The 23506-nt window shown below is 50.5% G+C and carries 25 protein-coding genes, 1 tRNA gene and 2 pseudogenes; 10 read left to right on the forward strand and 18 right to left on the reverse strand.

Translation table 11 applies throughout. The features are described from left to right. Positions 1 to 16: 16 nt before the first annotated feature. The 11 genes from tssL to LK04_RS13605 all read right to left on the reverse strand — a co-directional run bounded on the left by tssL (position 17) and on the right by LK04_RS13605 (position 8653). Positions 17 to 670, reverse strand: a complete 654-nt coding sequence (tssL, locus tag LK04_RS13560; protein ID WP_233797821.1) for a type VI secretion system protein TssL, short form — start codon at positions 668 to 670, stop codon at positions 17 to 19. 282 nt (positions 671 to 952) lie between these two features. Next, entirely contained in the window at positions 953 to 1066 is a 114-nt protein-coding gene (locus tag LK04_RS20680; protein WP_071885748.1) for a type VI secretion system baseplate subunit TssF, read from the reverse strand. A gap of 7 nt (positions 1067 to 1073) precedes the next feature. Next, positions 1074 to 1469, reverse strand: a complete 396-nt coding sequence (locus LK04_RS13565) for a hypothetical protein (protein WP_039330553.1) — start codon at positions 1467 to 1469, stop codon at positions 1074 to 1076. Beyond that, on the reverse strand, positions 1454 to 2773 hold the full coding sequence (locus LK04_RS13570) for a phosphatase PAP2/dual specificity phosphatase family protein (protein ID WP_039330554.1): 1320 nt from the start codon (positions 2771 to 2773) through the stop codon (positions 1454 to 1456). Before LK04_RS13570 ends, LK04_RS13565 begins: the two co-directional genes overlap by 16 nt. Next, positions 2766 to 4529, reverse strand: a complete 1764-nt coding sequence (locus tag LK04_RS13575; RefSeq protein ID WP_039330555.1) for a bifunctional alpha/beta hydrolase/class I SAM-dependent methyltransferase — start codon at positions 4527 to 4529, stop codon at positions 2766 to 2768. The genes LK04_RS13570 and LK04_RS13575 overlap by 8 nt, the downstream gene beginning before the upstream one ends. Next, complete coding sequence (locus LK04_RS13580; RefSeq protein ID WP_039330556.1) at positions 4526 to 5158, reverse strand: lysophospholipid acyltransferase family protein; 633 nt, start codon at positions 5156 to 5158, stop codon at positions 4526 to 4528. Before LK04_RS13580 ends, LK04_RS13575 begins: the two co-directional genes overlap by 4 nt. Before the next feature lie 9 nt (positions 5159 to 5167). Then, positions 5168 to 6097, reverse strand: a complete 930-nt coding sequence (locus tag LK04_RS13585; protein ID WP_039330557.1) for a phosphatidate cytidylyltransferase — start codon at positions 6095 to 6097, stop codon at positions 5168 to 5170. Next, complete coding sequence (locus LK04_RS13590; protein ID WP_039330558.1) at positions 6090 to 6692, reverse strand: CDP-alcohol phosphatidyltransferase family protein; 603 nt, start codon at positions 6690 to 6692, stop codon at positions 6090 to 6092. Before LK04_RS13590 ends, LK04_RS13585 begins: the two co-directional genes overlap by 8 nt. A 30-nt stretch (positions 6693 to 6722) precedes the next feature. After that, positions 6723 to 6887 carry a hypothetical protein gene (locus LK04_RS13595; protein WP_418903604.1) on the reverse strand — a complete coding sequence of 55 codons (165 nt, stop codon included), beginning with the start codon at positions 6885 to 6887 and terminating at the stop codon, positions 6723 to 6725. A gap of 63 nt (positions 6888 to 6950) precedes the next feature. Beyond that, positions 6951 to 7286 (reverse strand): DotU family type IV/VI secretion system protein, encoded by a 336-nt coding sequence (locus LK04_RS13600; RefSeq protein WP_039330595.1) that lies wholly within the window; start codon positions 7284 to 7286, stop codon positions 6951 to 6953. Positions 7287 to 7771: 485 nt separating this feature from the next. Next, positions 7772 to 8653 carry an alpha/beta hydrolase gene (locus tag LK04_RS13605; RefSeq protein ID WP_039330559.1) on the reverse strand — a complete coding sequence of 294 codons (882 nt, stop codon included), beginning with the start codon at positions 8651 to 8653 and terminating at the stop codon, positions 7772 to 7774. A gap of 102 nt (positions 8654 to 8755) precedes the next feature. Between LK04_RS13605 and LK04_RS13610 the strand changes: the two genes are divergently transcribed. Continuing rightward, entirely contained in the window at positions 8756 to 9667 is a 912-nt protein-coding gene (locus LK04_RS13610; RefSeq protein WP_039330560.1) for a LysR family transcriptional regulator, read from the forward strand. 34 nt (positions 9668 to 9701) lie between these two features. Further along, a complete protein-coding gene (locus LK04_RS13615) occupies positions 9702 to 10055 on the forward strand; it encodes a hypothetical protein (protein WP_039330596.1) in 354 nt (117 codons plus the stop codon). A gap of 75 nt (positions 10056 to 10130) precedes the next feature. On the opposite strand, the gene LK04_RS13620 is transcribed toward LK04_RS13615, so the two are convergent. After that, complete coding sequence (locus LK04_RS13620; RefSeq protein ID WP_039330561.1) at positions 10131 to 11069, reverse strand: COG2958 family protein; 939 nt, start codon at positions 11067 to 11069, stop codon at positions 10131 to 10133. 190 nt (positions 11070 to 11259) lie between these two features. Between LK04_RS13620 and LK04_RS13625 the strand changes: the two genes are divergently transcribed. Together LK04_RS13625 and LK04_RS13630 are read left to right on the forward strand one after the other, a co-directional pair. Further along, positions 11260 to 12132 carry a phosphorothioated DNA-binding restriction endonuclease gene (locus LK04_RS13625; protein WP_039330562.1) on the forward strand — a complete coding sequence of 291 codons (873 nt, stop codon included), beginning with the start codon at positions 11260 to 11262 and terminating at the stop codon, positions 12130 to 12132. 53 nt (positions 12133 to 12185) lie between these two features. Beyond that, positions 12186 to 12899, forward strand: a pseudogene (locus LK04_RS13630) (M48 family metallopeptidase). Positions 12900 to 12944: 45 nt separating this feature from the next. Here the strand turns inward: LK04_RS13630 and LK04_RS13635 are convergent. The 5 genes and pseudogenes from LK04_RS13635 to LK04_RS13650 form a co-directional block, all read right to left on the reverse strand. Continuing rightward, the gene (locus LK04_RS13635) at positions 12945 to 14426 is read right to left on the reverse strand and encodes an N-6 DNA methylase (protein WP_039330563.1); all 1482 of its coding nucleotides are present in this window, start codon (positions 14424 to 14426) and stop codon (positions 12945 to 12947) included. Further along, a complete protein-coding gene (locus LK04_RS13640; protein WP_039330564.1) occupies positions 14419 to 15021 on the reverse strand; it encodes a restriction endonuclease subunit S in 603 nt (200 codons plus the stop codon). The genes LK04_RS13635 and LK04_RS13640 overlap by 8 nt, the downstream gene beginning before the upstream one ends. Positions 15022 to 15818: 797 nt before the next feature. Further along, positions 15819 to 16127 (reverse strand): annotated as a pseudogene (locus tag LK04_RS20950) (Arm DNA-binding domain-containing protein); the annotation flags it as partial. A gap of 604 nt (positions 16128 to 16731) precedes the next feature. Beyond that, positions 16732 to 16808, reverse strand: a tRNA-Arg gene (locus LK04_RS13645). 162 nt (positions 16809 to 16970) lie between these two features. Next, entirely contained in the window at positions 16971 to 17474 is a 504-nt protein-coding gene (locus LK04_RS13650) for a DUF1198 family protein (protein WP_039330597.1), read from the reverse strand. 177 nt (positions 17475 to 17651) lie between these two features. On the opposite strand from LK04_RS13650, the gene folD reads away from it, so the two are divergent. Together folD and ybcJ are read left to right on the forward strand one after the other, a co-directional pair. Next, positions 17652 to 18518: a bifunctional methylenetetrahydrofolate dehydrogenase/methenyltetrahydrofolate cyclohydrolase FolD gene (gene folD, locus LK04_RS13655; protein ID WP_039330566.1), complete on the forward strand. Its 867-nt coding sequence runs from the start codon at positions 17652 to 17654 to the stop codon at positions 18516 to 18518. Beyond that, positions 18518 to 18730, forward strand: coding sequence for a ribosome-associated protein YbcJ (gene ybcJ / locus LK04_RS13660; protein ID WP_039330567.1), 213 nt, complete (start codon positions 18518 to 18520; stop codon positions 18728 to 18730). The genes folD and ybcJ overlap by 1 nt, the downstream gene beginning before the upstream one ends. Before the next feature lie 162 nt (positions 18731 to 18892). Here the strand turns inward: ybcJ and cysS are convergent, their stop codons facing one another. Beyond that, positions 18893 to 20278 carry a cysteine--tRNA ligase gene (gene cysS / locus LK04_RS13665; protein ID WP_039330568.1) on the reverse strand — a complete coding sequence of 462 codons (1386 nt, stop codon included), beginning with the start codon at positions 20276 to 20278 and terminating at the stop codon, positions 18893 to 18895. 218 nt (positions 20279 to 20496) lie between these two features. Here cysS and ppiB point away from each other — a divergent pair, with 218 nt between their 5' ends. From ppiB to purK, 4 genes are all read left to right on the forward strand, one after another. Further along, positions 20497 to 20991, forward strand: coding sequence for a peptidylprolyl isomerase B (gene ppiB, locus LK04_RS13670; protein ID WP_034828227.1), 495 nt, complete (start codon positions 20497 to 20499; stop codon positions 20989 to 20991). Continuing rightward, complete coding sequence (gene lpxH, locus LK04_RS13675) at positions 20991 to 21707, forward strand: UDP-2,3-diacylglucosamine diphosphatase (RefSeq protein WP_039330569.1); 717 nt, start codon at positions 20991 to 20993, stop codon at positions 21705 to 21707. The genes ppiB and lpxH overlap by 1 nt, the downstream gene beginning before the upstream one ends. Before the next feature lie 130 nt (positions 21708 to 21837). Next, positions 21838 to 22347 carry a 5-(carboxyamino)imidazole ribonucleotide mutase gene (gene purE, locus LK04_RS13680; RefSeq protein WP_039330570.1) on the forward strand — a complete coding sequence of 170 codons (510 nt, stop codon included), beginning with the start codon at positions 21838 to 21840 and terminating at the stop codon, positions 22345 to 22347. Continuing rightward, positions 22344 to 23408 carry a 5-(carboxyamino)imidazole ribonucleotide synthase gene (gene purK / locus LK04_RS13685; protein WP_039330571.1) on the forward strand — a complete coding sequence of 355 codons (1065 nt, stop codon included), beginning with the start codon at positions 22344 to 22346 and terminating at the stop codon, positions 23406 to 23408. The genes purE and purK overlap by 4 nt, the downstream gene beginning before the upstream one ends. Positions 23409 to 23506: the final 98 nt, after the last annotated feature.

Raw genomic sequence — 23506 nt, forward strand, 5'->3', positions numbered from 1 at the left:
CCCTGTTTCAACCCAGTCACTGAGTCAGTAAAAACAACCTCAATCCACCCCACAATCCCGCAGTGAGTAAAAGCAGTGAAACAAATGCCATCTGCGGCGAGCGCCACCAATGCATTTCTGCAGGGCCGCTACAGCGAACGATGTCCCAATGAGCGTCCATTTGCGCGACTTCTGGCAATCGCTTTTCCAGCTGCTGTAGCAGTGACTGGCGTTCAGTATCGTTTTCAACCCGATATTTACCTGAATAGCCAAACTTCAGCATGCGTTGATAGCAGACCAGTAAGGTTTCTGAGGGTGCTGGTTCGCGCAGCAGATTTTTGATGTGTTCGTAGAAATGCTCGCCACCATTGAGATGCCCAAGAAAGTGCCCCTGCAAAGGTGTGCGCCTCCACCAGGCTGAAATATCGGCTTCCGGAATGGTCATGATCAGTTCGTCGAGAAAGACGCAGTGCGCAAACTTGATTTCGTCGCAGAGAGAGTCAGGTGCACCGGCTGTGTTGAGTTTGTCCTGGACCTGTTGGACCATGCTGAAGCAATGCTGGTAGAGCGCATCATCAACGGTGATGGATTGTCCGTTTCGGACAGCAAGCGCTAGCAGCCAGGTATCCTGCATTAGCGTATCGAGGGTAGAAATTGTTATATGAGAATCTTGAGAAATCATTGGCACCATCCTGGTGTTATCTGAGCGTTGTTAATCCTTCAACGCTGTAGAAGTTTTAAGGGTTAAAATTGTTTGCATTAGCCTCTGTGGTGGCTGAAAGATGACGCCAGAGCCTTTCTCCACTAGGCCCCCTCAAAACCACACTGGCATCGATACTATTACTTAGGGTGACAGTCGATCAAGTAAACAGTATGAAAGTCTGATCTAAGTCGAATTTATGCACTAAAAATCAGATCCACTTAATTGTTTAATGTCACGCTGATAAAGCCCTGAACGCCTGCAAGAACGATGTTATGGGGGGATCTGACGACCGACTTCCGGATATTGCTCGGCAAACTCTTGCGCCGCCGCCTTCAGATAACGCATTTCGCTGTCAAAATATTTTAGAAAATCATGATCGTTCATTGCTCACCTACTCAACCAGCGCCAGATACAACACAGAACAGAGTGAAACCAGCCACAGCACCAGCAGTGAGAGCATTGCCCGGTAAAAAATAACTCTTGTTCCGCGCAGGCGATCAGTCAGAGAACGCGGGCGGGCGAATTTTTTCGGCCACAGCTGTGCCATGCCATGGTCAAACTCAGCGAGATCGTCTTCGTTGTTGAGTAATGCGAAGAGCCGTTCATCCAGCCATAAACGCCAGCAGTAGGAGTGGGTGACGAAAAACAACATCATTAAAGGCAGGCTCAGCGCGGAGTAGAAAAGATTGAGTATCAGCGCCAGCGGTGGCAGTGTCAGAGCGGCAAAGTAGCGCCAGCTCGACAGATGAATTTGCACAATCCGCTTAGTCATCATGCTTTCTGACATGGCTGTTCCTTGCTGAATGCTTCCAGAGTGGCAATGTGTACAGGCGTGAGAACAATCTGCGGACGTCGGGAAGTGACGAGTGCAACGGCCTGGTCGGCAGAAGAAGCATGCCCTTCAGCCAGCAGCCACGCCGCAACCACTGTGGCACTGCGCGATAACCCCAGAGCGCAGCAAACCAGCACCCTGTCATGTGCCTGACGTAGCTGCTGTAGCTGTCTTACTGCAATGCGCAAATGCTGAATGTCTGGCACCAGCAGATCCATTAAGGGATAGGACTGCCAGCACTGTTCACCTCGCTCGCCCTTGTGGAATTCTGCTGTCAGGTCAAAAACAGCAATATCCCGCTCTGCCTTGCCCGGAAATCTGCCCAGCGATACGCCAGCGGCAATCTCATTACTTTGCGCTGTATGCCGGGAAAACCAGCGGCGGGAAATTTTTGCACCTGCCAGGTAAGGCAGAAGTAGCAAGCGTGCGGAGAGAGATAAGTTGCCGTGGCTGTTTTTCTGGAACACCGTCACGCCCAATCCGGCATAGCCCGCAGCCACTGTCAGTAGTGCTAAGGCAGGCCACAGCAGCCAATAACCACAGGGAATCGCTGTTCCTGCCAGTAAAAACAGCATGCCACCGAGGCAGTATTTACTCGCAAGACGTCGCGCGTGCCGTGTTGGCCGCTGCCAGCGCCATTCTCCTTCAATCGGAATGACATAGCTGATGATGATTGCAACTACCATTCCGCTAATCACATCAATGAAATGGTGTTGCCAGGTCGTCAGAACGGAAACGGCAATCAGCAGGAACCAACAGCATGAAACGATTCTCGCATGGCGATTCAGATGCTGGTGAAAGCGTAACCAGAGCAACCAGGTCAGGATGATGTGCAGTGAAGGAGCTTGATTATAGGGCAAATCGAACTGTTCAAGCTGGCGGAACAGCCAGCCGAAAGCACCCTGGGTTTCCGGGCGCGTGAAGGTAAACTTCAGCGGGAAAAGCAAAAACGCAGCACACGCCACCAGCGATGCCGCAAGCAGGCGACAACCGTGACGCATCAGCTCCTGTCTTGAGGTACAGATGAACAGTGAAATGCCGTATAGCAGGTCAATGCTCCAGTAAGGCACGATAGTCCAGGGAATAAACGGGATCGCATGCTCCCAGCCAAATACCAGACTGCCCACATCGTCGCGAGTCGCGGTAAAGGTATTCACCTGCCCATAGCTCAGAAAAAACAGCGGCCCCAGCAGCATCAGCCAGCCAAGCCCCTGTTTCCAGGGGCTGTAAGGGCGTTGTGTCAGCAACGATTCAGTCATGCTGTTTTCTTACCGCCAGCGACACGGTAAAGATGCCAAACTCATCAATCAGTTGGTGGCATTTCTCAAATCCAGCTTCTTCGACCAGCGTATCCATCTCTCTCTGGCTGCGTACACGCATCAGCCAGGGAATGCCGTTTTGATGGCTGGTTAAGGTCCATGCGATGGTTTTCAGCTGCGGATGCCACGGCTGTCCGGTATAAACCAGCACACCACCTGGCGGAATGGCTACTGCCAAACCGGCCAGCGACGTTTTTATTAGCTGGTTGCTGGGGAACAGTTCATAGAGACCTGAAACGATGCCCAGCGTCGGCGCAGGCGCGAGTGTAGCGAGCGAGTCATAATCAAAGGCATTGCCTTTATTGAACTGCGCGAGATGGCCTAATTGACGCGCTTCAATCATCGCCTGGCCTTTTTCCACATTCAGATCGCTGTAATCACGCAGCAGGATGCTTTCAATTCCCGGTTGCTTCTCCAGCGCATCAAGAACGTAGCGGCCATGTCCAGCGGCAATATCGACCACGCGAACCGGTAAATTGTGCTCTTGCAGTTTTGCTACGGCTTGCGCAATCACCTGCTGGATATTTTCTTTGCGCACGCGGATGCCGCGCCAGCCAATGCTGTTGAGATACTGTCTGTCGATAATGCGACCAACAATGCCGGTGCCTTCAGCCGTATTGCGGTAGACATAATCCAGCGTGCTGCCAGAATCAAAGCCGGTTTCATATCCCAGGCGCATGCCTTTAGATAGCCTGCCAATGGTTTTCATGCCAAAACTCAGCGCAGCGTAGGACATGCCTTGTGGTGAGCAGCGTTTAGGTGGGGCCTGCAATTCTCGGTACGCATCAGCGCCCGGGCTCCACTGATCTTCATGGCTGTAATCGAAGGTGTAAGGAGCTGCGTTATAGAGCTGTTCGATAAACGGCTTCATTTTATCGAAGGCAAGCTGGCGATCCTTCTCGCCGAGCGTGTCGTGATAAAAGCCCGGCAGAATATGCTGCTCTTTAATGGCGCTGCGCAGCCCCTGATAGAATTTTTGCTGTGGTTTGGTGTGCACCACAAAATCATCGCCGGAAATCAGCAGTTGGGTGGGTACGGTGATAGCGGCAGAATCAGAAACAATGCGCTCCGCCGTTTTATACAGGTCCAGCAGAATATTCACCGCAATCTGACGAGTGATGAGTTTATCCTGCTCAAAGCTTCTGATTCGCTCAGGATCGTGGCTGAGAAATTTTCCCTTCACGTAAGAGTTCACGTAAAACAGGCCGCGAATGCGTTGCAGCAACCCCAAGCCCGTGCGCGCGAAAGGCACATACAGCTTCACTTTAAACGCGGGAGATGCCAGCACCATGCCACGAATTTTAGGCGCATAATCATGTACCCAGGTAGCGACCAGCACTGCGCCGACGCTTTGCGCAATCACAACAATGTCTTCAATACTCACCTGTGCCTGCTCAGCCACAAAGCGGACAAACTCATCGACGTCCTGCACTGAACGAGCAAGGCTCGGGCTGTAACCACGCTCTCCCGGCGAATGGCCGTGCCCACGTGCATCCCAGGCGTAAAAATGGGCATCCGGCATCAGCAACTCATCGACAACATGCTGTAAACGTCCTGAGTGCTCATGCCCGCGATGAAATAGCACAATCACTTTTTTGCTCTGCGCATCCTGCGCGGGCCAGTGGCGAAAATAGAGTGATTCACCGTCGCTGGTTGAAAAAGATCCTTCCTGAAATAAACGTGCTTCCCGGCTCATGGTAGTTTCCTTGTAGCTTGCTGTTGTAATTCGACAAAACGATTTAATAACGCGGTTTTAAATTCGGCCTTGTTGTCCTGATAGCGCACAGGATCGTCGATATAAATATCGATAAAAAACGGCACTGGTATTTTCTGGCCTTTGCCCATTGAGCGATCCAGCCCGTGCATATAGACAGGAACGATGGGCACATCCGGGCACTGCTGGCTGAGATGCCACAGGCCTGATTTTATTTCTGACAGTTTCCCCGGCTCACCGCGCGTGCCCTCCGGGAAAATAATGACGATTTTCTTTTCCGCCAGCGCATCAACGCAGGCCTGCAACGGATTGGCCTGATGCGCCCCGCGATACACCGGGATAATGCCAATCACCTTGAGTGCGAACCAACCCACCACTCTGTTTTTCAGAAAGTAATCGGCGGCAGCAACCGGCTGTACGTCCACCAGCGTCGAAAGCGGAAACAGCGTGAACAACGTCAGTACATCCAGATGACTGTTGTGATTCGCCACAATAATTGCCGGTCCTGTTTTCGGCAGTTTCTTACGGTTAGCAACGGCGACACCCAGCCAAATCCACACCACCGGGTAAGCGATGCAAAGGGTAAAGATCCAGCGCAGCATTCGGTTCATGAGCGCCTCTTACACGTAGAAGTAGTAATAGAAGTGGAAGAACAGCGGTGCGGTGTAGATGAGCGAATCGAGGCGATCCAGAATACCGCCGTGTCCGGGCAGCAATTTTCCTGAATCCTTCACACCAAAGTCGCGTTTGATCGCCGACATCACAACATCGCCGCAAAAGCCGCTGGCACCAATAATCAACCCGGCACCCAGCGAGTGGAGATAACTCATTGGTGTGAGCAGTGGGCCAAGAATCACCGCCAGCAGCATGGTGGTGAGGATGCCGCCCAGCAGACCGGCCAGCGTTTTATTCGGGCTGACTTTGGGCGTCACTCTGATCCTGCCCAGCGATTTTCCCCATAGATACTGGGCAATATCATTCAGCTCAGTCAGCGCAACGAGGAAGAACACCAGCAGCGCACCGGCGCTGGCGTCAGAACCGGGTAAAGTCATCAGGTAAGCGACGTGGCTCAGAGCGAACACGGTGGTCATCATGCCCCAGTGCATCACCGATGCTGAGTGCAGAAAACCTTTGGTATCACCGGCAATCACCATGCGAGCAGGCAGGAACAGGAAGACGTAAACCGGGATAAAGATGATGAACATGCCGTACCAGGCCATGCCGGTCCAGAGGTATTGAACCGGGATGGCGGCATACATCCACAGCAGCGGCATACTGTCCGAACGTCGCGTGGGGGCCAGCGTCAGATACTCTTTTAACGACAGGAAGCTGATGAAGCCGAAAAAGGTTAGCGCCAGCCATTTAGGAGACAGCATTGCCAGCGAAAACAGGCAGATAATTACCCACCAGCTATTAACGCGCTGCTGCAATTCCAGCCAGTTGCGCTGCGGGCGGCATTTTCTCAGCACAAAAATAATCAGCGTCGCCAGAATAAGTATGGCGAAGATGCCACCCAGGCAGTAATAAAGCACTTGTCTGGAATCAGCCATTTTTCGCCTCCATCGCACAGCGGCAGCGGTTCAGACTGGTCCAGCACAGCAACAGGGCGGCGATGGCAAACAGTGCGTTAGCGTAGCCGATATATTGCGGCCACAGCGCAATCACCAGACCGAGAGCACCGAAGAGGAATGCACGATCGCTTTTTCCCAACGGACCACGATAACTGCGGATGCCGTTCAGCGTCTGACACATCACACCGCAGAATTCGCTCAACCAGGAAAGCAGCACGACCAACACTACCAACCACGGCGAGATACCTGTAACAAACGCAAAAGCCAGATACAGTGCGGCGTCAGAGATAATGTCACCGACCTCGTTGAGGATTGCTCCAACGATAGATTGCTGATTGAACTCTCGGGCTAACATGCCATCAATGGCGTTTAACGCCATGCGGAAAAACAGGAAGATAGGCAAGGTGATAAAAAAGCGCGGATCGGGGAAACACATCAACAGTGCGCCCAGTACCACAGAGGTCAGCATGGCAAACAACGTTACCTGATTCGCAGTGATACCCTGCGCATGTAACCTGACAACCAGCGGTCTTAATAAATTCTGAAACTTCGGTTTTATATCGTATAGCGTCACTTTGTGGCTCCTGCCGTAAAAATTGAACAGTTACTTCAATAGTTCCAAATTCAGGGTGTTATCCCTCACTTCAATGGTGCGCGGTGAGTCCGGATCAAGCTCCTCGCGGCTCAGCACCTGTTTCCATGTGCCGCGATCCCTGTCAGGCTGGCGGAACAAGCCCACGACCGCGACGAACTGCGCCAGCTCCTTCATTGGCATGTCCAGCTTAACGGCGGCTTTTACTCCCGCAGGCTCTATAGGCAACTGTTTAATGCGTTAGTAGAAATGCTCGCCACCATTAAGATGCCCAAGAAAGTGCCCCTGCAAAGGTGTGCGCCTCCACCAGGCTGAAATATCAGCTTCCGGAATAGTCATGATCAGTTCGTCGAGGAAGACGCAGTGCGCAAATTTGATTTCTTCGCAGAGAGGGCCTGGCGCACCGGCTGTATTGAGTTGGTCCTGGACCTGTTGGACCATGCTGAAGCAACGCTGGTAGAGCGCATCATCAACGGTGATGGATTGTCCGTTTCGGACAGCAAGCGCTAGCAGCCAGGTATCCTGCATTAGCGTATCGAGGGTAGAAATTGTTATATGAGAATCTTGAGAAATCATTGGCACCATCCTGGTGTTATCTGAGCGTTGATAATCCGTTTACGCTGTAGAAGTTTTAAGGGTTAAGACTGTTTGCATTAGCCTCTGCGGTGGCTGAAAGATGACTCCCATAGCCTTTATCCACTGCTAACCTTCATAACCACACTGGCAGCGATACTATTACTTAGCGTGACAGTCGATCAAGTGAACAGTATGAAAATCTGATCTAAGTCGAATTTATGCACTAAAAATTAGATCCAATTAATTATTTATTTTTGTGCGGACTACAGCCCTGTCCTGCCCCAACATTGTTAGCCTGAGCAGAATTGCTGAAGCTCCTCTGCGTAGCAGAAAGGGCCGAGTTTCATCTGATTGCTTACTATGAGCAAAGAGAAGTGACGGTACCCAAATGGCAACCGGACGCAAAACGTAGGTAGGTTCCAATACAGCGAATCGAGTAGCTTTTAACAAGGGTGGTGTTATAGGGCCGAGTCGACCCTCACGAATTAATGGCGATGAATAAATGCCGCCGCTGTATCCAACGCATGACACGCGGCATCCAACTGGTTATCCCGCTGGAACACGTGATGCATACCATCATAAATATCCAGTTGCACCGCATCGCCTGATTTCGCGACTTTGCTCGCCAGACGAGTAGCATCATCCAGCAGCAGTTCCTCGCTCCCAACCTGAATTAACAAGGGTGGCAATGCAGCAGGATTTGCGAACAGCGGCGATGCACGTTGATCTTGCGCATCATGGCCCTGCAAATAGCCTTTGGCGGCATCCTGCAGTATTGCGGGCTGGAAAATCGGATCGCTCATCTCTGGATCGTTAAACGATGCACCGCTAAACGTCAGATCGGTCCAGGGCGAAAACACCACCACCGAGCGGATGCTGGCTGCCAGATGTGGATATTGCAGCGCCACCAATGCCAACGCCCCACCCGCAGAATCCCCTACCAGGGTGATCTGCGTGATCCCGCTGCTGATGAGTCCTTCCAGCACTTCAACCACCTTTTCCGGTGCCGCCGGGAAAGGATGTTCCGGTGCCAACGGATAGTCCAGCACAAAGGTTGAGTAGCCAGTACGGGCCGCCAGTTGACTGGCAAAGCCGCGATACGCCTGCGCACTCCCCAGCATATAAGCGCCACCGTGAATGAATACGATCACGCGTTCGCTATGCGTGGCCTGAGGATGCAGCCACCAACCCGAGGCATCGGTTTGTTCCATGCGCACACCTTCTGCCAGCGGCGTTTGGGCGCACATCGCGTCATAGTATTCACGCATCGAACCCGTAAAGTTACTGCGATGTTCCTGCAGTTCAGCCAGCGATTGTGCGACCTGCTGACGGTCATGCGCGGTTAAGGGATGTCTGGTCATGTTCATGATGTTATCCAACGTGTTTGGGTGTGGAGCCACGTTAAGCCATTCCCATTTCGGCAACTAGCTGGCTTAATGGAATACCATCTATTCCAGACTGGACTTCATATGGACCGACTTGATGCCATCCGACTGTTTTTGCGCGTAGTAGAGTGCGGCAGCTTTTCCACCGCTGCCAAAGAAGCGGGCGTCGGCCAGTCTGCCGTCAGTAAACAGGTTGCCGCGCTGGAGGGCCAGTTCAAACAGCAACTCCTGAAGCGATCATCCCGAGGCATCGCCTTAACCGAGGCAGGCAAAGCCTTCTATGACGGCGCACTGCGCCTGCGCGATGAGTTTGAGCAGTTGGAAACCCGCGTAAAATTCGGTGCGGATGAGGCGGCAGGCACGCTACGCATCTCCGTCGCGCCGGTGTTTGGTCGCTTCTATATCGTGCCGCGCTTACCCGCCCTGCTGGAACGCCATCCGGCTCTTAACATCGAACTGCGTGTCTCTGAACGGCATGTGAATTTGATAGAAGAGAATATCGATGTCGCCATCCGGCACGGCGAACTGCAAGATTCGGCGCTGACACAACGCAAGCTGGCGGAAAGTCCGCTGATCACGCTCGCGAGCCCGGAATACCTTGCGAAGCATGGTGCACCCACCTCACCTGCTGAGTTAAGCGGACATCAATGCATTGCCTTCAATGGCGGACGCGGTGTGCATCCGTGGCGGTTTTTGGATGGGCATGGAAAACCGTTTACGCTGATGCCTCAAGGACGATTTCAGAGCAATGACGGCGAACAGCAACGTGCTGCTGCATTAGCTGGCATGGGTATTACTCAGTTTCCGGCGTGGCTTGCAGGACCGGATTTGGCCTCTGGCGCGTTGGTGCCGGTGTTAAGGGAGTTTGCGGTGGGGTCGATGTCGATTAGTGCAGTCTTCGCGACAAAGCAGATGACGAACAGTAAGGTGAGAGTGTTTGTGGAGTATTTGCTGGGGACGTTGCGGGAAGATTTGCCGTCGGGGGTTGGGGATTGAAAATGGGGGATGGAGAATGAATCGGGAGGTGAGCGTGGAACCCACATTGCAGCAGGTGATTGATTTTGTGCGTGAGATCTCAGGGGATGTTAAGTCGGTGATTACCGAGGAGACTCGGCTGGAAGCGGATTTGGGGATTGCAGGGGACGATGGAGTTGAGCTGCAGGAAGAGGCTGAGAAGCGGTTTGGGGTTTCGTTTGTGACTGAGGGGAGATCGTTTAAGGAAACGTTTAGGCTGGGGGAGAATGAGTATCTTTTTACTGCTGAGGGGCTGGATTTATTCGGGGTGGGTCGGTTGATTGGGTGGTTGAAGAAGGAGCCGCGGGCGGTGGTGCGGGATTTGACGGTTGGGGAGCTGTGGCGGGTGTTGAGGGGAGCGAATGTTTAAAACAATTCATGAAGTTCAAACCTAATAGCGATCTCGCAAATTTGGGGTCGCTATTAGAATTCTGGTCAATTTGGTTTATTTATTCCACAAAGTTCTATGTACTTTACCTGTTTGGTGATACTCAGCCACAAGATCGATAAACTCCTTAAAATCAAAGTTCTCTTCTACCAATCGGTTAACTGATTGCCAGTCGATACTGGTTCGTTCACGTGCCGGGATGAGCGTCTGGCTGTTCCCCGGATCTTGTGGGTTCAGCAGGATCACACCAATACCATGCAGCGCGCAAAGCATCTGTAGTTCCCGTTCCACTCCACGCTGCTTATCTTCATTAATCTCTGTAGCAACGAGATAACCAAAATGCGCCCAGCTTGAATTACTCACTGCCTGAAAGAAGCACTCACGCACGTTACTTCGATTAAGCTGGCGTTTTACTTCAAAAGACCATAACCGGGTCAAACGGCCCTCGCTATGGCGAACGCAGTTTTGTACAACTGTATCCCAGCCTTTATCCAGAGGCTGCAGCGCAACAATATCGGGATAAAGCCAATGATTTGCTCCCAGCCCTTTGTTATTGCTCGAACGCTTTTCATCGATACGGCGACAAAGTAACTCTTCTTCTTCCGACAGATACTCAATCAGTAATGGATAAAGCGCATGTTCAGTAAAACTCATTGTTTGTACTGAAGGTACTGGTGTCATGTCAGAGAGTGGCATTATTTGATTAGTCTCAACAAGATCCTCGCCCCAGTAGTATAATCTTGGCCTAGGCTTATCCCTTGTCATCACTTGCGGGCACATAGCTTTAGCTTTCACTGTTCGGCTTCCCCCGACTTCCGCAGTGATCTGATCCAGAAAGTCCTCATCACTGGCGAAGCGCGTATTTTTGCGTTTTTCAGACAACTCATCTTTATAAATTTCGATGATTTTTTGCGCCAGCTGGCGAGCAGTGAACTGCTTGCCGGGATTAGCTTGCAACACGTTGATAATCATCTGGGGACGACTGGTTTTTAACATGCCTTTATTCCTCATCAGCACCTGCAACGCTGATGTTTTATTGAGTAACTCCTGTCAACGCCACAGTATACATTCACTAAGCTACAGAACCATGCTCGGTATCCACCTCTCTATTTTTAATGGACAATCATTGAATTACATTTTCTTTGCGAGCATGATCGCACCAACTTGAACCTCTTAACCTTCGGCTATGATCTCACGTAAAGCTTTGCAAACGGCAATTTCAAATGTGGCTATCTGGCGCAAGGACGATCAATGTGCGCCGCATAAACCCCTGCTGTTGCTTTATGTTCTATCTCAATACCTGAAAGGTCATTCCCGACTCTTCGATTACGGACAAGAGATCCACGAACCGCTGATAAAATTGCTGGCTGACTTCGGCCCTAAGCGTCGTGACTACTATCCAAATATGCCTTTTTGGCGTTTGAGAAACGACGGATTCTGGTCATTGGAAAATACGGAAGGATGCAAACCTCGCAAGGGCAATATTCAACCAACAAAACGTGAGCTGATTGAGAATCACGTTTCGGGTGGTTTTGACGAAAGCAGCTTCCAGATCCTTCGGGAAGCACCTGAAATGATCAATAAACTGGCGCTTCAGATCATGTCTGAGCGTTTCCCAGAAAGCCTTCAGATACTTATCGCAGACCGTCTTGGATTTGATTTTACCAGGCTGATGAAAGCACGCGATCCGCGTTTCAGGGAGATTGTATTAAGGGCCTATCACTCACGCTGCGCTATCTGTGGCTACGACTTACGACTTGATGGCGCACTTGTAGGACTGGAAGCGGCACATATTCGCTGGAAGCAATATGGCGGGCCGTGCGAAGTGAATAATGGACTAGCCCTGTGTTCCCTGCACCATTCAGCTTTTGATATGGGAGCGATAGGAATAGATGAACATATGACCATCCGAATTTCCGGAGGAGTAAACCGAAGCCAGGTGGTTGACCAGCTTTTCTGGCAGCGTGATGGGGAAAAACTTTTTTTGCCACGGGATAAAATTTTCTGGCCTGCAGAGCAATTTGTTGAATGGCACCAGACTCAAGTGTTTAAGAATTGAGCTTTTACACGAACCTGAATGGCCCTGGTGAAGGCACAGAAGGAGTATCGTTGATGCCATCGGTTACCTTTGGTGAGCTCGCTCTTGATTTGCAGCGTAAGCCAATCAAAAACTTGCATATCAGCGTACTTCCTCCGGATGGCCGAGTAAGAGTATCGGCCCCCGTCTCACTGTCAGATACAGCTATCAGGATGGCTGTTGTCAGAAGGCTTGTATGGATTCGACAGCAACAAGCACAATTTCAGGCACAGCCTCGATAGAGTGAGCGTGAAATGTGCAGTGGCGAGACCCACTATCTCTGGGGAAGAGGATATCGGCTGGATGTAGTTTTGGTAGATAAGTCTGCTGAAGTGAAACTTCAGGGTGGTTGGATACGCATGAAGGTACCTCCACATTACGACAAAGCCCAACGGGAAGCAGTTCTCAACCAATGGTATCGCGGTATTTTAAAACAAAGACTGCCTAAGTTAATGGCAAAATGGCAGCTAGAACTGAAGGTTGAAGCCAGGTTTGTAGGTATCAAGCGAATGAAAACTAAATGGGGTAGCTGTAACCCTCAATCTGCGCGGGTTTGGATCAATCTCGAATTGGTTAAAAAGCCTCCTGAATGCCTTGAATTCATTATGGTTCACGAACTCGTTCATTTACACGAACGTAAACATAACGAGCGCTTTATCGGACTGATGAACATGTATCTACCGAACTGGCGCGAGCACAGAGCTAAATTAAATAAGATGCCCTTGGCTTATAACCACTGGGGATATTGAAATGTAATCAGAAAATGGTTGATACTATTGCATCAACCATTTCCATCAATTATCAATAAAACCTTTCATTTCTCTTTCTAATTCATGCAATGTTGACAGTAGTTCTTCACGCTGTTGACGTAAGCTGTCAAGATCGATAAAAGCCTGTTCCTCATGCTTCTTAACATACCGAGATATATTTAAATTAAAATCATTTTCTTGTATTTCATCATAAGAAGCCACATGTGAAATATTGCCGACACTACTTCTTTCAAAGTAGCATTCTGATACCTTTACAATGATTTCATCTGTTATTAAATTGCGCCCCTTTAAGGGTTTAGCCAAATCAGATGCGTCAATAAACAAGACATCGGAGCTCTTTCTATCTTTCCTAAAAATCAAAATGGCGCTTGGTATGCCTGTCCCAGGAAGAAGCCTATCTGGTAGACCTATTACCGCATCCAATAATCCTTCATAAACTAATTTTTTCCTTATGTTCTCTTCTTGACCTCCACGGAACAATACTCCGTGAGATACAAGTATGGCCATTCTTCCCGTTGCATTCTTAAGCGTTGAAATCATGTGCAAAATAAAAGCATAATCACCCTTAGCATGAGGAGGGATACCTAAATTAAAACGTCCATAGACATCAAATATTAAATCATCATGATTCCAACCGCTAATATTTAACGGAGGGTTAGATGCAACCACATCAAACTTCATCAATTTATTATCAGAATCTAGGAGTTGCGGGTTAGAAATAACATCCCCCCACTCTATTCTGCTATTCATCTCATTATGCAGTAGCATATTTATTTTAGCCAAGGCCCAGCCTGATCTATTTACCTCTTGGCCAAACAATAGATAATCATTGCTTCCATAGGATTTTTTTATTTTTTCTCCGAATGCAATTAAAATAGAACCTGAACCGCAAATGGGATCACAAACTTTATCCCCCGGCTTTGGCTGCAGCAATTCTGCAATTAACCATGAAACACCTTCTGGAGTATAGAGTTCTGAGTTTCGGCCGTTAGAATCAGATGAAAACTTTTCAAAAAGATAACTACAAGCAAAATATATCTTATTAGCACCATCTTGCCTATAACTGAAATCCAATTCAGGACGTGCAAAAATAGTGAGTAAATCATAAAGCATTCGATCTCTTTCTGATCTTGTACCAAAGTTAACTGAAGCGAATTTTATAGACTCAAATAAATAATCGCCTCTACTTTGGCAAACCGAGTTAATAGCTTGATCAATTAATCTCAGCGAGTCATCAATTCTCTCTCCAATATAGCCACCATGATTCTTAGCCTCATGATATATTTTATAAAAACTTGCACCCTCTGGTACTCGAGAAACGATTACTAACAGCTCAGAATTGCTTTCATTAATTAAACTCTCCGCATAGTCATTCTTCATGTCAGAAATATATTTCAGTAACAACAATGGAAATATATAATCTTTGTAGGCAGACGAGTCAACCTTCCCTCTAAATATTTCGCAAGCAAGCCAAAGTGATTTCTGGACTGCCATCATTTCACTCATTTTCAAAACCTCCCCTATTAATAATATCTTCACATATAATATCGAATAGTACATCACCATTCTGAATTAGCGAATTATAGGTGACTTTTTGTTTAATCCAATTTCTATTTATCAAGCCAATCTTATCTTGTTCTTCCAATGTTGGAAGTTTAATATTCAGTTTTGAAACCGTTTTTGAATTAATTTTGCTAATATTAGTACCTTCACTCAAACTGTGAATGTGTTTACTTCCAGAAATAGAGTTTATATACCAATGTAAATAATGTGGTAGTATTAGATTTTCATTACATCTAATCACTGCTAATTGGTTGGACGTAATGATTGGTTTGCCTAGATTCCCTTCGATAATCCCAGCTGAAAACACAGGCCCCCTCAGACGTAATAAAATATCATGGGGGAAAAGATAATGTTTCTCAGGATTACCCTCAGGAATAACAGAAGTTAAAGCACCAAGATCTAAAATGCCGTCAAGTCCAATATCTTTCGTCTGGATAAGATAACAGGAGCCTTGCTCACCAGCATCTTGTATTGCCGATTTAAAGGGCATCCCTAAGCGGGTCTCAGCAACACTCTCTAATGTAACAATTTTATGCATAAGTAAGTTAGGTAGATTACTCTCCCTTTCCTCCAGTAGTTTTAAGCACAATCGAGTGTTTCCAATTCACATCCCCCACATGTACATCTAAATCCATCTGCAATGAGGAAAAGGAAAGCGCGTGTATCAGCATGACAATACAAGCCATATCCCCCCCCTTACTGATTGACTTTTTACGCAGGGATTGATATTTTTTCTCGTTCAATTTGTTAGGGTCTCTAATAGTGGTTTGGTTAGATTGTTTCGGGTAATTAGCAGCGGCAACTGCTATTTACTCCCTCTCTTATCCTAGGTAGTAGCGTCGTACTAGGTCAGTGAGAAGACTTTAACAGGTTACATAGAACTTACGCAATAGTAGCGCTGTACTACTTTATCAAGATATCATTGTCGCTCTGCATCATGGGATCATTAACTGCATGATTATTCTCATTTATATTGTAAATTCATGATGTAAAAATATTTTGGTGTTACTTTTCCAATATCAAACGGACTCACTCCTTTCTCCCGTTTCGCAGCAAAATAATCAGCTACCACGGCAGCACCTGTCTGCGTTCTTCCAAGTGCTCCGCCTTATGTATAAGCCGCCCACACTGAGCTACGCTCCTGATGACTCATCTGACACTTACTGCATCCCTCCATCACAATCCATATTCAATCTAAGAACTACACGCCATCATCCAGAAACTATACCCACATACTTCCGTTTTCGTGTCATACCCCATCACTCGTAAAGCCTTGTTCACCGTATTCTCACTCATGGGTTTGCGCGGATAGTAATGTCGTGGTCAACAAAAACTGGCCACCACTTTAAATGTTATCGCTTCCTGGTATTGTTCTACCTTGACGACTTTCTTATTTTCACTGGGATCAACTCCGTTAACTAACAGCTTATGGGCTACATCCCTGCTTGCCCGAGCATGTGCCACGACACTTCAGGATATTTCCCCAACGCCAGCATCTTTCTCCTTATCGCCAAAACGAGAACAAAATCGCCAGTATTTCGAGCCGTTAGGGTGAACCAACAACATCATGCAGTCGCCATCGGTAAGCTTATAGACTTTTTCTTCAGGCTTGGCTGTACAAACCTTCACATCACTCAGAGCCATGATGAGTATCCTCTCAAGGGTTCTGAGTGGGTACAAACATTATAGAACCGGGATATACCAGCATTTGTAATCGCATCAGTAAGTTGTGTAGATTGAATTAGGTTGAATGAAAAAACGTGAAAAGCCTTGCGGGGACTGGATTTTATGTATAAATAAAAAAAACCTCAGTTGCGGTCTATTTACATACTGTTGGTTCCGAAGCCCAGACTCGAACCGGCGCATATCATTCAAACTTTTTACGCAGCTAAGAGCCTTGAATGCAACACACAATCTCTGCTCATGATATCGGACATGGTTATAGTCCGTCGCATAAATGCTCATACTCTTTTCGCACAGTAGCCGTTAATACATTCCCAACAACCGTCTTTTGCGCCAGTTGTTCACCACAACAAATATGGGGATGCACTAAGTAGACATCAGCACAAATGTCGATAGAAAGCATTTATCTTTAAACAGGATCGTGAAAGTAGGAATTCCAATGTTCGCGCCATTAGTTTGGACAGCAGATAAAACCCGCCACAACCGATTATTATAAGAAATTATTTTTTGATATAAAAAATGAAAAGAAGAAAGTAGGTTGACTAGCAGAGAATTGACTTAAAAATGGCACGCCCTACAGGATTCGAACCTGTGACCTACGGCTTAGAAGGCCGGTGCTCTATCCAGCTGAGCTAAGGGCGCATAGTGGTTGCGTCGGATTATACGTTTGCACGCTCTGCCGTCAACGTTTTTGCCGTGCTGCGGCTCCAGAGTGTTGAATCATTGAGCAATTCGTCCTGAATGTCGAACAGCAGGCTCCCTATGTCGAGCCATCCGTCCTCAATGCCCACCAACCCCCAACCCTCAGTGCCGCTTACGCCACTCACTCATCGACACCAAGTTACTCGCCTCACCGGACTCCCCTTCCAGCTCAATCCCTTGCTGCGTAAACAGCGCATTGTACTGTTCACGCAACGCGTGCAACTCGGCACTCTCCGGTTCCAGCTGTCTTAAGAATCCTAACGCCAGCAACAGCTGCTGCCGCGAAATCAGCCCGGAAAACCCAGCCTTGGTCAAAATGCCATGCCAGCGCACCGCGTTCTCGTCGCTGCCATCGACAATCAGAACCTGCCAGATCAGCATCACCGCTGCGCCGTTCTGCAGATGGGTTTCGTTGTCGCCCGCGATGTAATCGGTGAACTCTTTGGCCGCGTCTTTACCCATCAGTGACAGCATCGATTCGATATGCACCGGCGGCAGTTGCAGCCTTTTACTCAGCCCTTGCGCGGCATGGCGTGAACCGGCCGTCAGCAGTTGAAACCCTACAACAAACACCACCGCCAGCGTGGCGAGTATTAACCAAATCATCACGGCATCCACATAATTTCCTGAGGGGCATAATACGCGCTAAGGCGGGTTGCCGTCACTGCGAAAAAATCGCGAAACGCCCTGCCCGAACGAATCTCTACCTGACAGCCGCACGCGCTTCTGACAGAATAGGCGCCATTCCCCGATTCAACTTTCTACAGATGGATTTCCTCTCTGATGGCAGCAAAAATTATTGACGGTAAAACGATTGCGCAGCAGGTGCGCTCTGAGGTTGCCGAAAAAGTACAGCAGCGTTTAGCAGCCGGTAAACGTGCACCGGGTTTAGCCGTGGTTCTGGTGGGTGAAAACCCCGCTTCGCAAATCTATGTCTCCAGCAAGCGTCGTGCGTGTGATGAAGTGGGGTTCATCTCCCGCTCATACGATCTGCCTGCGACCACCAGCGAAGCCGAACTGCTGGAACTTATCGATACGCTGAACAATGACAACGAGATCGATGGGATTCTGGTTCAGCTGCCGCTGCCAGCGGGCATCGATAATGTCAAAGTGCTGGAACGCATCGTGCCGGACAAAGACGTTGATGGCTTCCATCCTTACAACGTAGGTCGCTTGTGCCAGCGCGCACCGAAGCTGCGCCCTTGTACGCCGCGCGGTATCGTGACGCTGCTGGAGCGCTATAACATCGACACTTACGGCCTGAACGCCGTGGTGGTGGGCGCATCGAATATCGTTGGACGCCCGATGAGCATGGAACTGCTGTTGGCCGGTTGCACTACCACTGTCACGCACCGTTTCACCAAAGATTTGCGTCATCATGTTGAGCACGCGGACCTGCTGGTGGTTGCGGTTGGTAAGCCGGGCTTTATTCCGGGTGACTGGATTAAACCGGGCGCAGTGGTGATTGATGTGGGTATCAATCGCCTGGAAAACGGCAAAGTGGTGGGCGATGTGGAATTTGAGACGGCCTCTGAGCGCGCGTCTTACATCACGCCAGTGCCGGGCGGCGTTGGCCCGATGACCGTAGCAACACTGATTCAAAATACATTAGTCGCGTGTGAAGAGTATCACGACGCAGAGGAGGCATAATGGCCACGTTCTCTTTAGGTAAACATGCCCACGTTGATCTGTGTGACCTGCTGAAGCTGGAAGGTTGGGTGGAGAGCGGCGCGCAGGCGAAAGCCTTTATCGCTGACGGCGAAGTGCGCGTGGATGGCGCGGTTGAAACGCGTAAGCGTTGCAAGATTGTGCAAGGCCAGACGGTGGAGTTTGCCGGACAGCGTATTACCGTTGTCGCCTAAACGAACAGTCCAATAAAAAGGGGCGAACATCGGTTCGCCCCTTTTTGCATTCTGTGGCCGGGAAATCCTGGTACGCATTAATGCGTACCCTACAATCACAGGCTGAGATCCAGGTGCGCATCAATGCGCCCCCTACGATCTGCCGCCAGCGCACCAGATGATTTATTTACGACGCCAGCTCGAACCCTGCGGGCCATCTTCGACAATCACGCCCAGCTCATTCAGTTTGTCACGCGCGACATCCGCCTGCGCCCAGTCTTTGGCTGCACGCGCATCAGCACGGGTTTTCACCCAATGCTCGATTTCCGCGACTTCTTCATCATCCACCTGCGCACCACTCTGCAGGAACTGCTCTGGATCTTGCTGCAGGATTCCCAGCACGTTGGCTAACTGACGCAGTTTTGCTGCCAGCGCATCGGCTGCCGCGCTGTCTTCGGTTTTCAGGCGATTGACTTCACGCGCCATATCGAAGAACACCGAGTAAGCTTCTGGCGTGTTGAAGTCGTCATCCATCGCCGTACGGAAGCGGGCTTCAAACTCTTCGCCGCCCGCTGCGGTCGCGTTGGCATCGGTGTGACGCAGCGCGGTGTAGAGACGCTCCAGCGCCGCACGCGCCTGGTTCAGGTTGTCTTCGCCGTAGTTAAGCTGGCTGCGATAGTGCCCGGACATCAGGAAGTAGCGCACGGTTTCAGCATCGTAATGCTTGAGGACGTCACGCACGGTGAAGAAGTTGCCAAGTGATTTCGACATCTTCTCGCGATCGATCATCACCATGCCGGAGTGCATCCAGTAGTTGACGTAATCGCCGTCGTGCGCACAGGTCGACTGCGCCACTTCATTTTCATGGTGCGGGAACATCAGATCCGATCCGCCGCCGTGGATATCGAAATGCGAGCCCAGCTGTTTGCAGTTCATCGCTGAACATTCGATGTGCCAGCCCGGACGACCGTTGCCCCACGGTGAATTCCAGGCCGGCTCATCCGGCTTGGACATTTTCCACAGCACGAAATCCATCGGGTTGCGTTTGATTTCAGTGATTTCGACGCGCGCGCCCGCCTGCAGCTGATCCAGATCCTGACGTGACAGCACGCCATAACCTTTATCACTCAACACATCGAACATCACGTCGCCGTTCGCCGCCACGTAAGCGTGCTTACGTTCGATCAAACGCTCAACCATTTCGATAATTTCTGGGATATGGCGTGTCGCGCGTGGCTCCAGGTCCGGCGGCAGAATGCCCAGCGCGTCAAAATCTTTGTGCATTTCGCCGATCATACGGTTGGTCAGCGTTTCGATGCTTTCGCCGTTCTCGTTTGCACGTTTGATGATCTTGTCATCAATATCGGTGATGTTACGCACATACTTGAGCTGATAGCCCACATAGCGCAGATAACGCGACACCACATCAAATGCCACGAAGGTACGCCCATGACCGATATGACAGAGGTCGTAAACCGTAATTCCACAGACATACATGCCGATCTGACCAGCGTGGATCGGTTTAAATTCCTCTTTCTGACGGCTCAGGGTGTTATAGATCTTCAGCATTGAACGATTCCGTTATTTACGTTTGCGGGATACGCCTTTCCAGCGTAGCTCGACATTGTGCCGTATTTTTCTCAGTTGTGCATCGCTCGCTTAGCTTCTGTGGCTGCCTTACTGACGAGCCATCGGAAATTGTGATATAAGAGGCGTCTACAAAAATGCCCCGCCGCTATGCAGGCGTGGCAGTTGATACTGACGACACCCGTAACAGGACGAATATAATGGTCACTTTCCAGACGAACCATGGCGACATCGTAATCAAAACCTTCGATGACAAAGCGCCGGCTACCGTGAAAAACTTCCTGGACTACTGCCGTGAAGGTTTCTACGACAACACCATTTTCCACCGTGTTATCAACGGTTTCATGATCCAGGGCGGCGGTTTTGAGCCTGGCATGAAGCAGAAAGACACCAAAGAAGATATTCGTAACGAAGCCAACAACGGCCTGAAGAACACCAAAGGTACGCTGGCGATGGCCCGTACTCAGGCGCCACACTCCGCGACTGCCCAGTTCTTCATCAACGTAGCAGACAACGACTTCCTGAACTTCCGTGACGAAAGCCTGCAGGGCTGGGGTTACTGCGTGTTCGCTGAAGTGGTTGAAGGTATGGACGTGGTAGAAAAAATCAAAGCGGTGAAAACTGGCCGCAGCGGCATGCACCAGGACGTTCCGGTTGACGACGTTGTCATCCAGAAAGTGACTGTTAGCGAGTAATGTCGCGCACGCTGTTTATCGCAGATTTGCATCTGTGCACAGAAGAACCGGCAATTACTGCCGGTTTTCTGCATTTTTTGCAGGGTGAAGCGCAGCAGTGTGATGCGCTTTACATTCTCGGCGACCTGTTCGAGGCCTGGATTGGCGATGACGATCCCAATCCGCTGCATCAGCAAATTGCCGCCGCGTTAAAAGCGCTGCCGGTGCCGAAATTCTTCATCCATGGCAATCGTGATTTCCTGCTCGGTAAACGTTTTGCCCGCGCAAGCGGCATGACGCTGCTGCCGGAAGAACAGGTGCTGACGCTTTACGGCCAACGCGTGCTGATTATGCACGGCGATACCTTGTGTACCGATGATGAGGGCTATCAACGCTTCCGCGCGAAGGTGCATCAGCGCTGGCTGCAACGCCTGTTCCTTGCCCTGCCGCTACGCATCCGTATGCGCATCGCCGCACGTATGCGCGCGGACAGCAAAAACGCGAATCAGCATAAGTCGTTAAGCATCATGGATGTTAATCCGCAGGCCGTGGAAGCCGCGATGACGCGTCAGCAGGTGCGGATTTTGATTCACGGGCATACCCATCGTCCGGCTGTGCATCAGCTATCCGTGCAAGGTGAAAGCGCGCAGCGCGTGGTGCTCGGTGCCTGGCATGAAAACGGTTCGATGATTCAGGTCGATGCCGATGGCGTGCAGCTGATCGAATTCCCCTTCTAATTTCGGGCATCATTGCCCGTTTTCGCCCTACGCAACCGTTTTCCTTGCTGCCATCTCATGCTATTCTCTGTGCCCTTCTTTACCTGCCCGCCCGGCCAGGTTCGTTCGACTATTCACAGGAGTTGACCACATGTCATCCAACGCCACCCCGGCTCGTATCGCCATCGTCATGGGTTCCAAAAGTGACTGGGCGACCATGCAGTTCGCCGAGGAAATTCTTAACAGCCTGGATGTTCCGTTCCACGTTGAAGTGGTCTCTGCTCACCGTACGCCAGATAAGCTGTTCAGCTTTGCCGAAACTGCCGCAGATAACGGTTTCCATGTGATCATCGCCGGTGCGGGCGGTGCAGCGCATTTGCCGGGCATGATCGCCGCCAAAACCCTGGTGCCGGTGCTGGGCGTGCCGGTACAGAGCGCCGCACTGAGCGGTGTCGATAGCCTCTACTCTATCGTGCAGATGCCACGTGGTATTCCTGTGGGTACGCTGGCAATTGGTAAAGCCGGTGCCGCCAACGCTGCCCTGCTGGCGGCACAGATTCTGGCAGTGCATGACAAAGATCTGGCCGCGCGTCTCGCGACCTGGCGTCAAACACAGACCGATGAAGTGCTGAACAACCCAGATCCGCGGGGGGATGCATGAAACCGGTTTGCGTACTCGGCAACGGTCAGTTAGGCCGTATGTTGCGCCAGGCGGGTGAACCGCTGGGCATCGCTGTCTACCCGGTGGGTCTGGATGCTGAACCTTCAGCGCTGCCTATCGCCCAAAGCGTGATCACCGCAGAGATCGAACGCTGGCCGGAAACCGCGTTAACGCGCGAACTGGCGAGCCATCCTGCTTTTGTGAACCGCGATATTTTCCCGCGTCTGGCCGATCGCCTGACGCAAAAACAGCTGCTCGACCAGCTAAACCTGGCAACCGCGCCGTGGCAGCTGCTGGTTGATAAAAGCGAATGGCCGCAGGTGTTCAACTCGCTGGGTGAGCTGGCGATTGTGAAACGTCGCACCGGCGGTTATGACGGCCGTGGTCAGTGGCGTTTACGCGCCAATGAAACCGACGCGCTGCCGGATGAGTGCTATGGCGAATGCATCGTTGAGCAGGGCATCAACTTCAGCGGTGAAGTGTCGCTGGTTGGCGCGCGTGGTCAGGATGGCACCACGGTGTTCTATCCGCTGACGCATAACCTGCATCAGGACGGCATTCTGCGCACCAGCGTAGCTTTCCCGCAGGCGGATGCGGCGCAGCAGCAGCAGGCTGAAGCGATGCTCGGTGCGATCATGCATGAGCTGAACTACGTCGGCGTGATGGCGATGGAGTGTTTTGTTACGCCAGAAGGTTTGCTAATCAACGAACTGGCACCTCGCGTGCACAACAGCGGTCACTGGACGCAGAACGGCGCGTCTATCAGCCAGTTTGAACTGCATCTGCGTGCGGTGCTCGGTTTAGCGCTGCCAAAACCGGTGGTGTTTGCGCCGTCGGTGATGGTGAATCTGATTGGCACCGATGTGAATGTCGCCTGGCTGCAACAGCCGCTGGTGCATCTGCACTGGTACGACAAAGAAGTGCGTCCGGGCCGTAAGGTTGGGCACTTGAATCTGACCGATAGCGATCAGCCGCGCCTTGTGGCGGCGCTGAATGCGCTGGTGCCGCTGCTGCCGGAAGAGTACGCCAGCGGGATTGCGTGGGCGGTTGAGAAGCTGTAAGTGAAAAGGCCGCGAAAGCGGCCTTTGATTTTTGTACAGCACCCTAACAACAGGCACTTTTTGTAGCGGTGCGATTTATCGCACAAACCTGAAGCGGC

Source organism: Pantoea vagans, from assembly GCF_001506165.1.
GTDB classification, from domain to species: domain Bacteria; phylum Pseudomonadota; class Gammaproteobacteria; order Enterobacterales; family Enterobacteriaceae; genus Pantoea; species Pantoea vagans_C.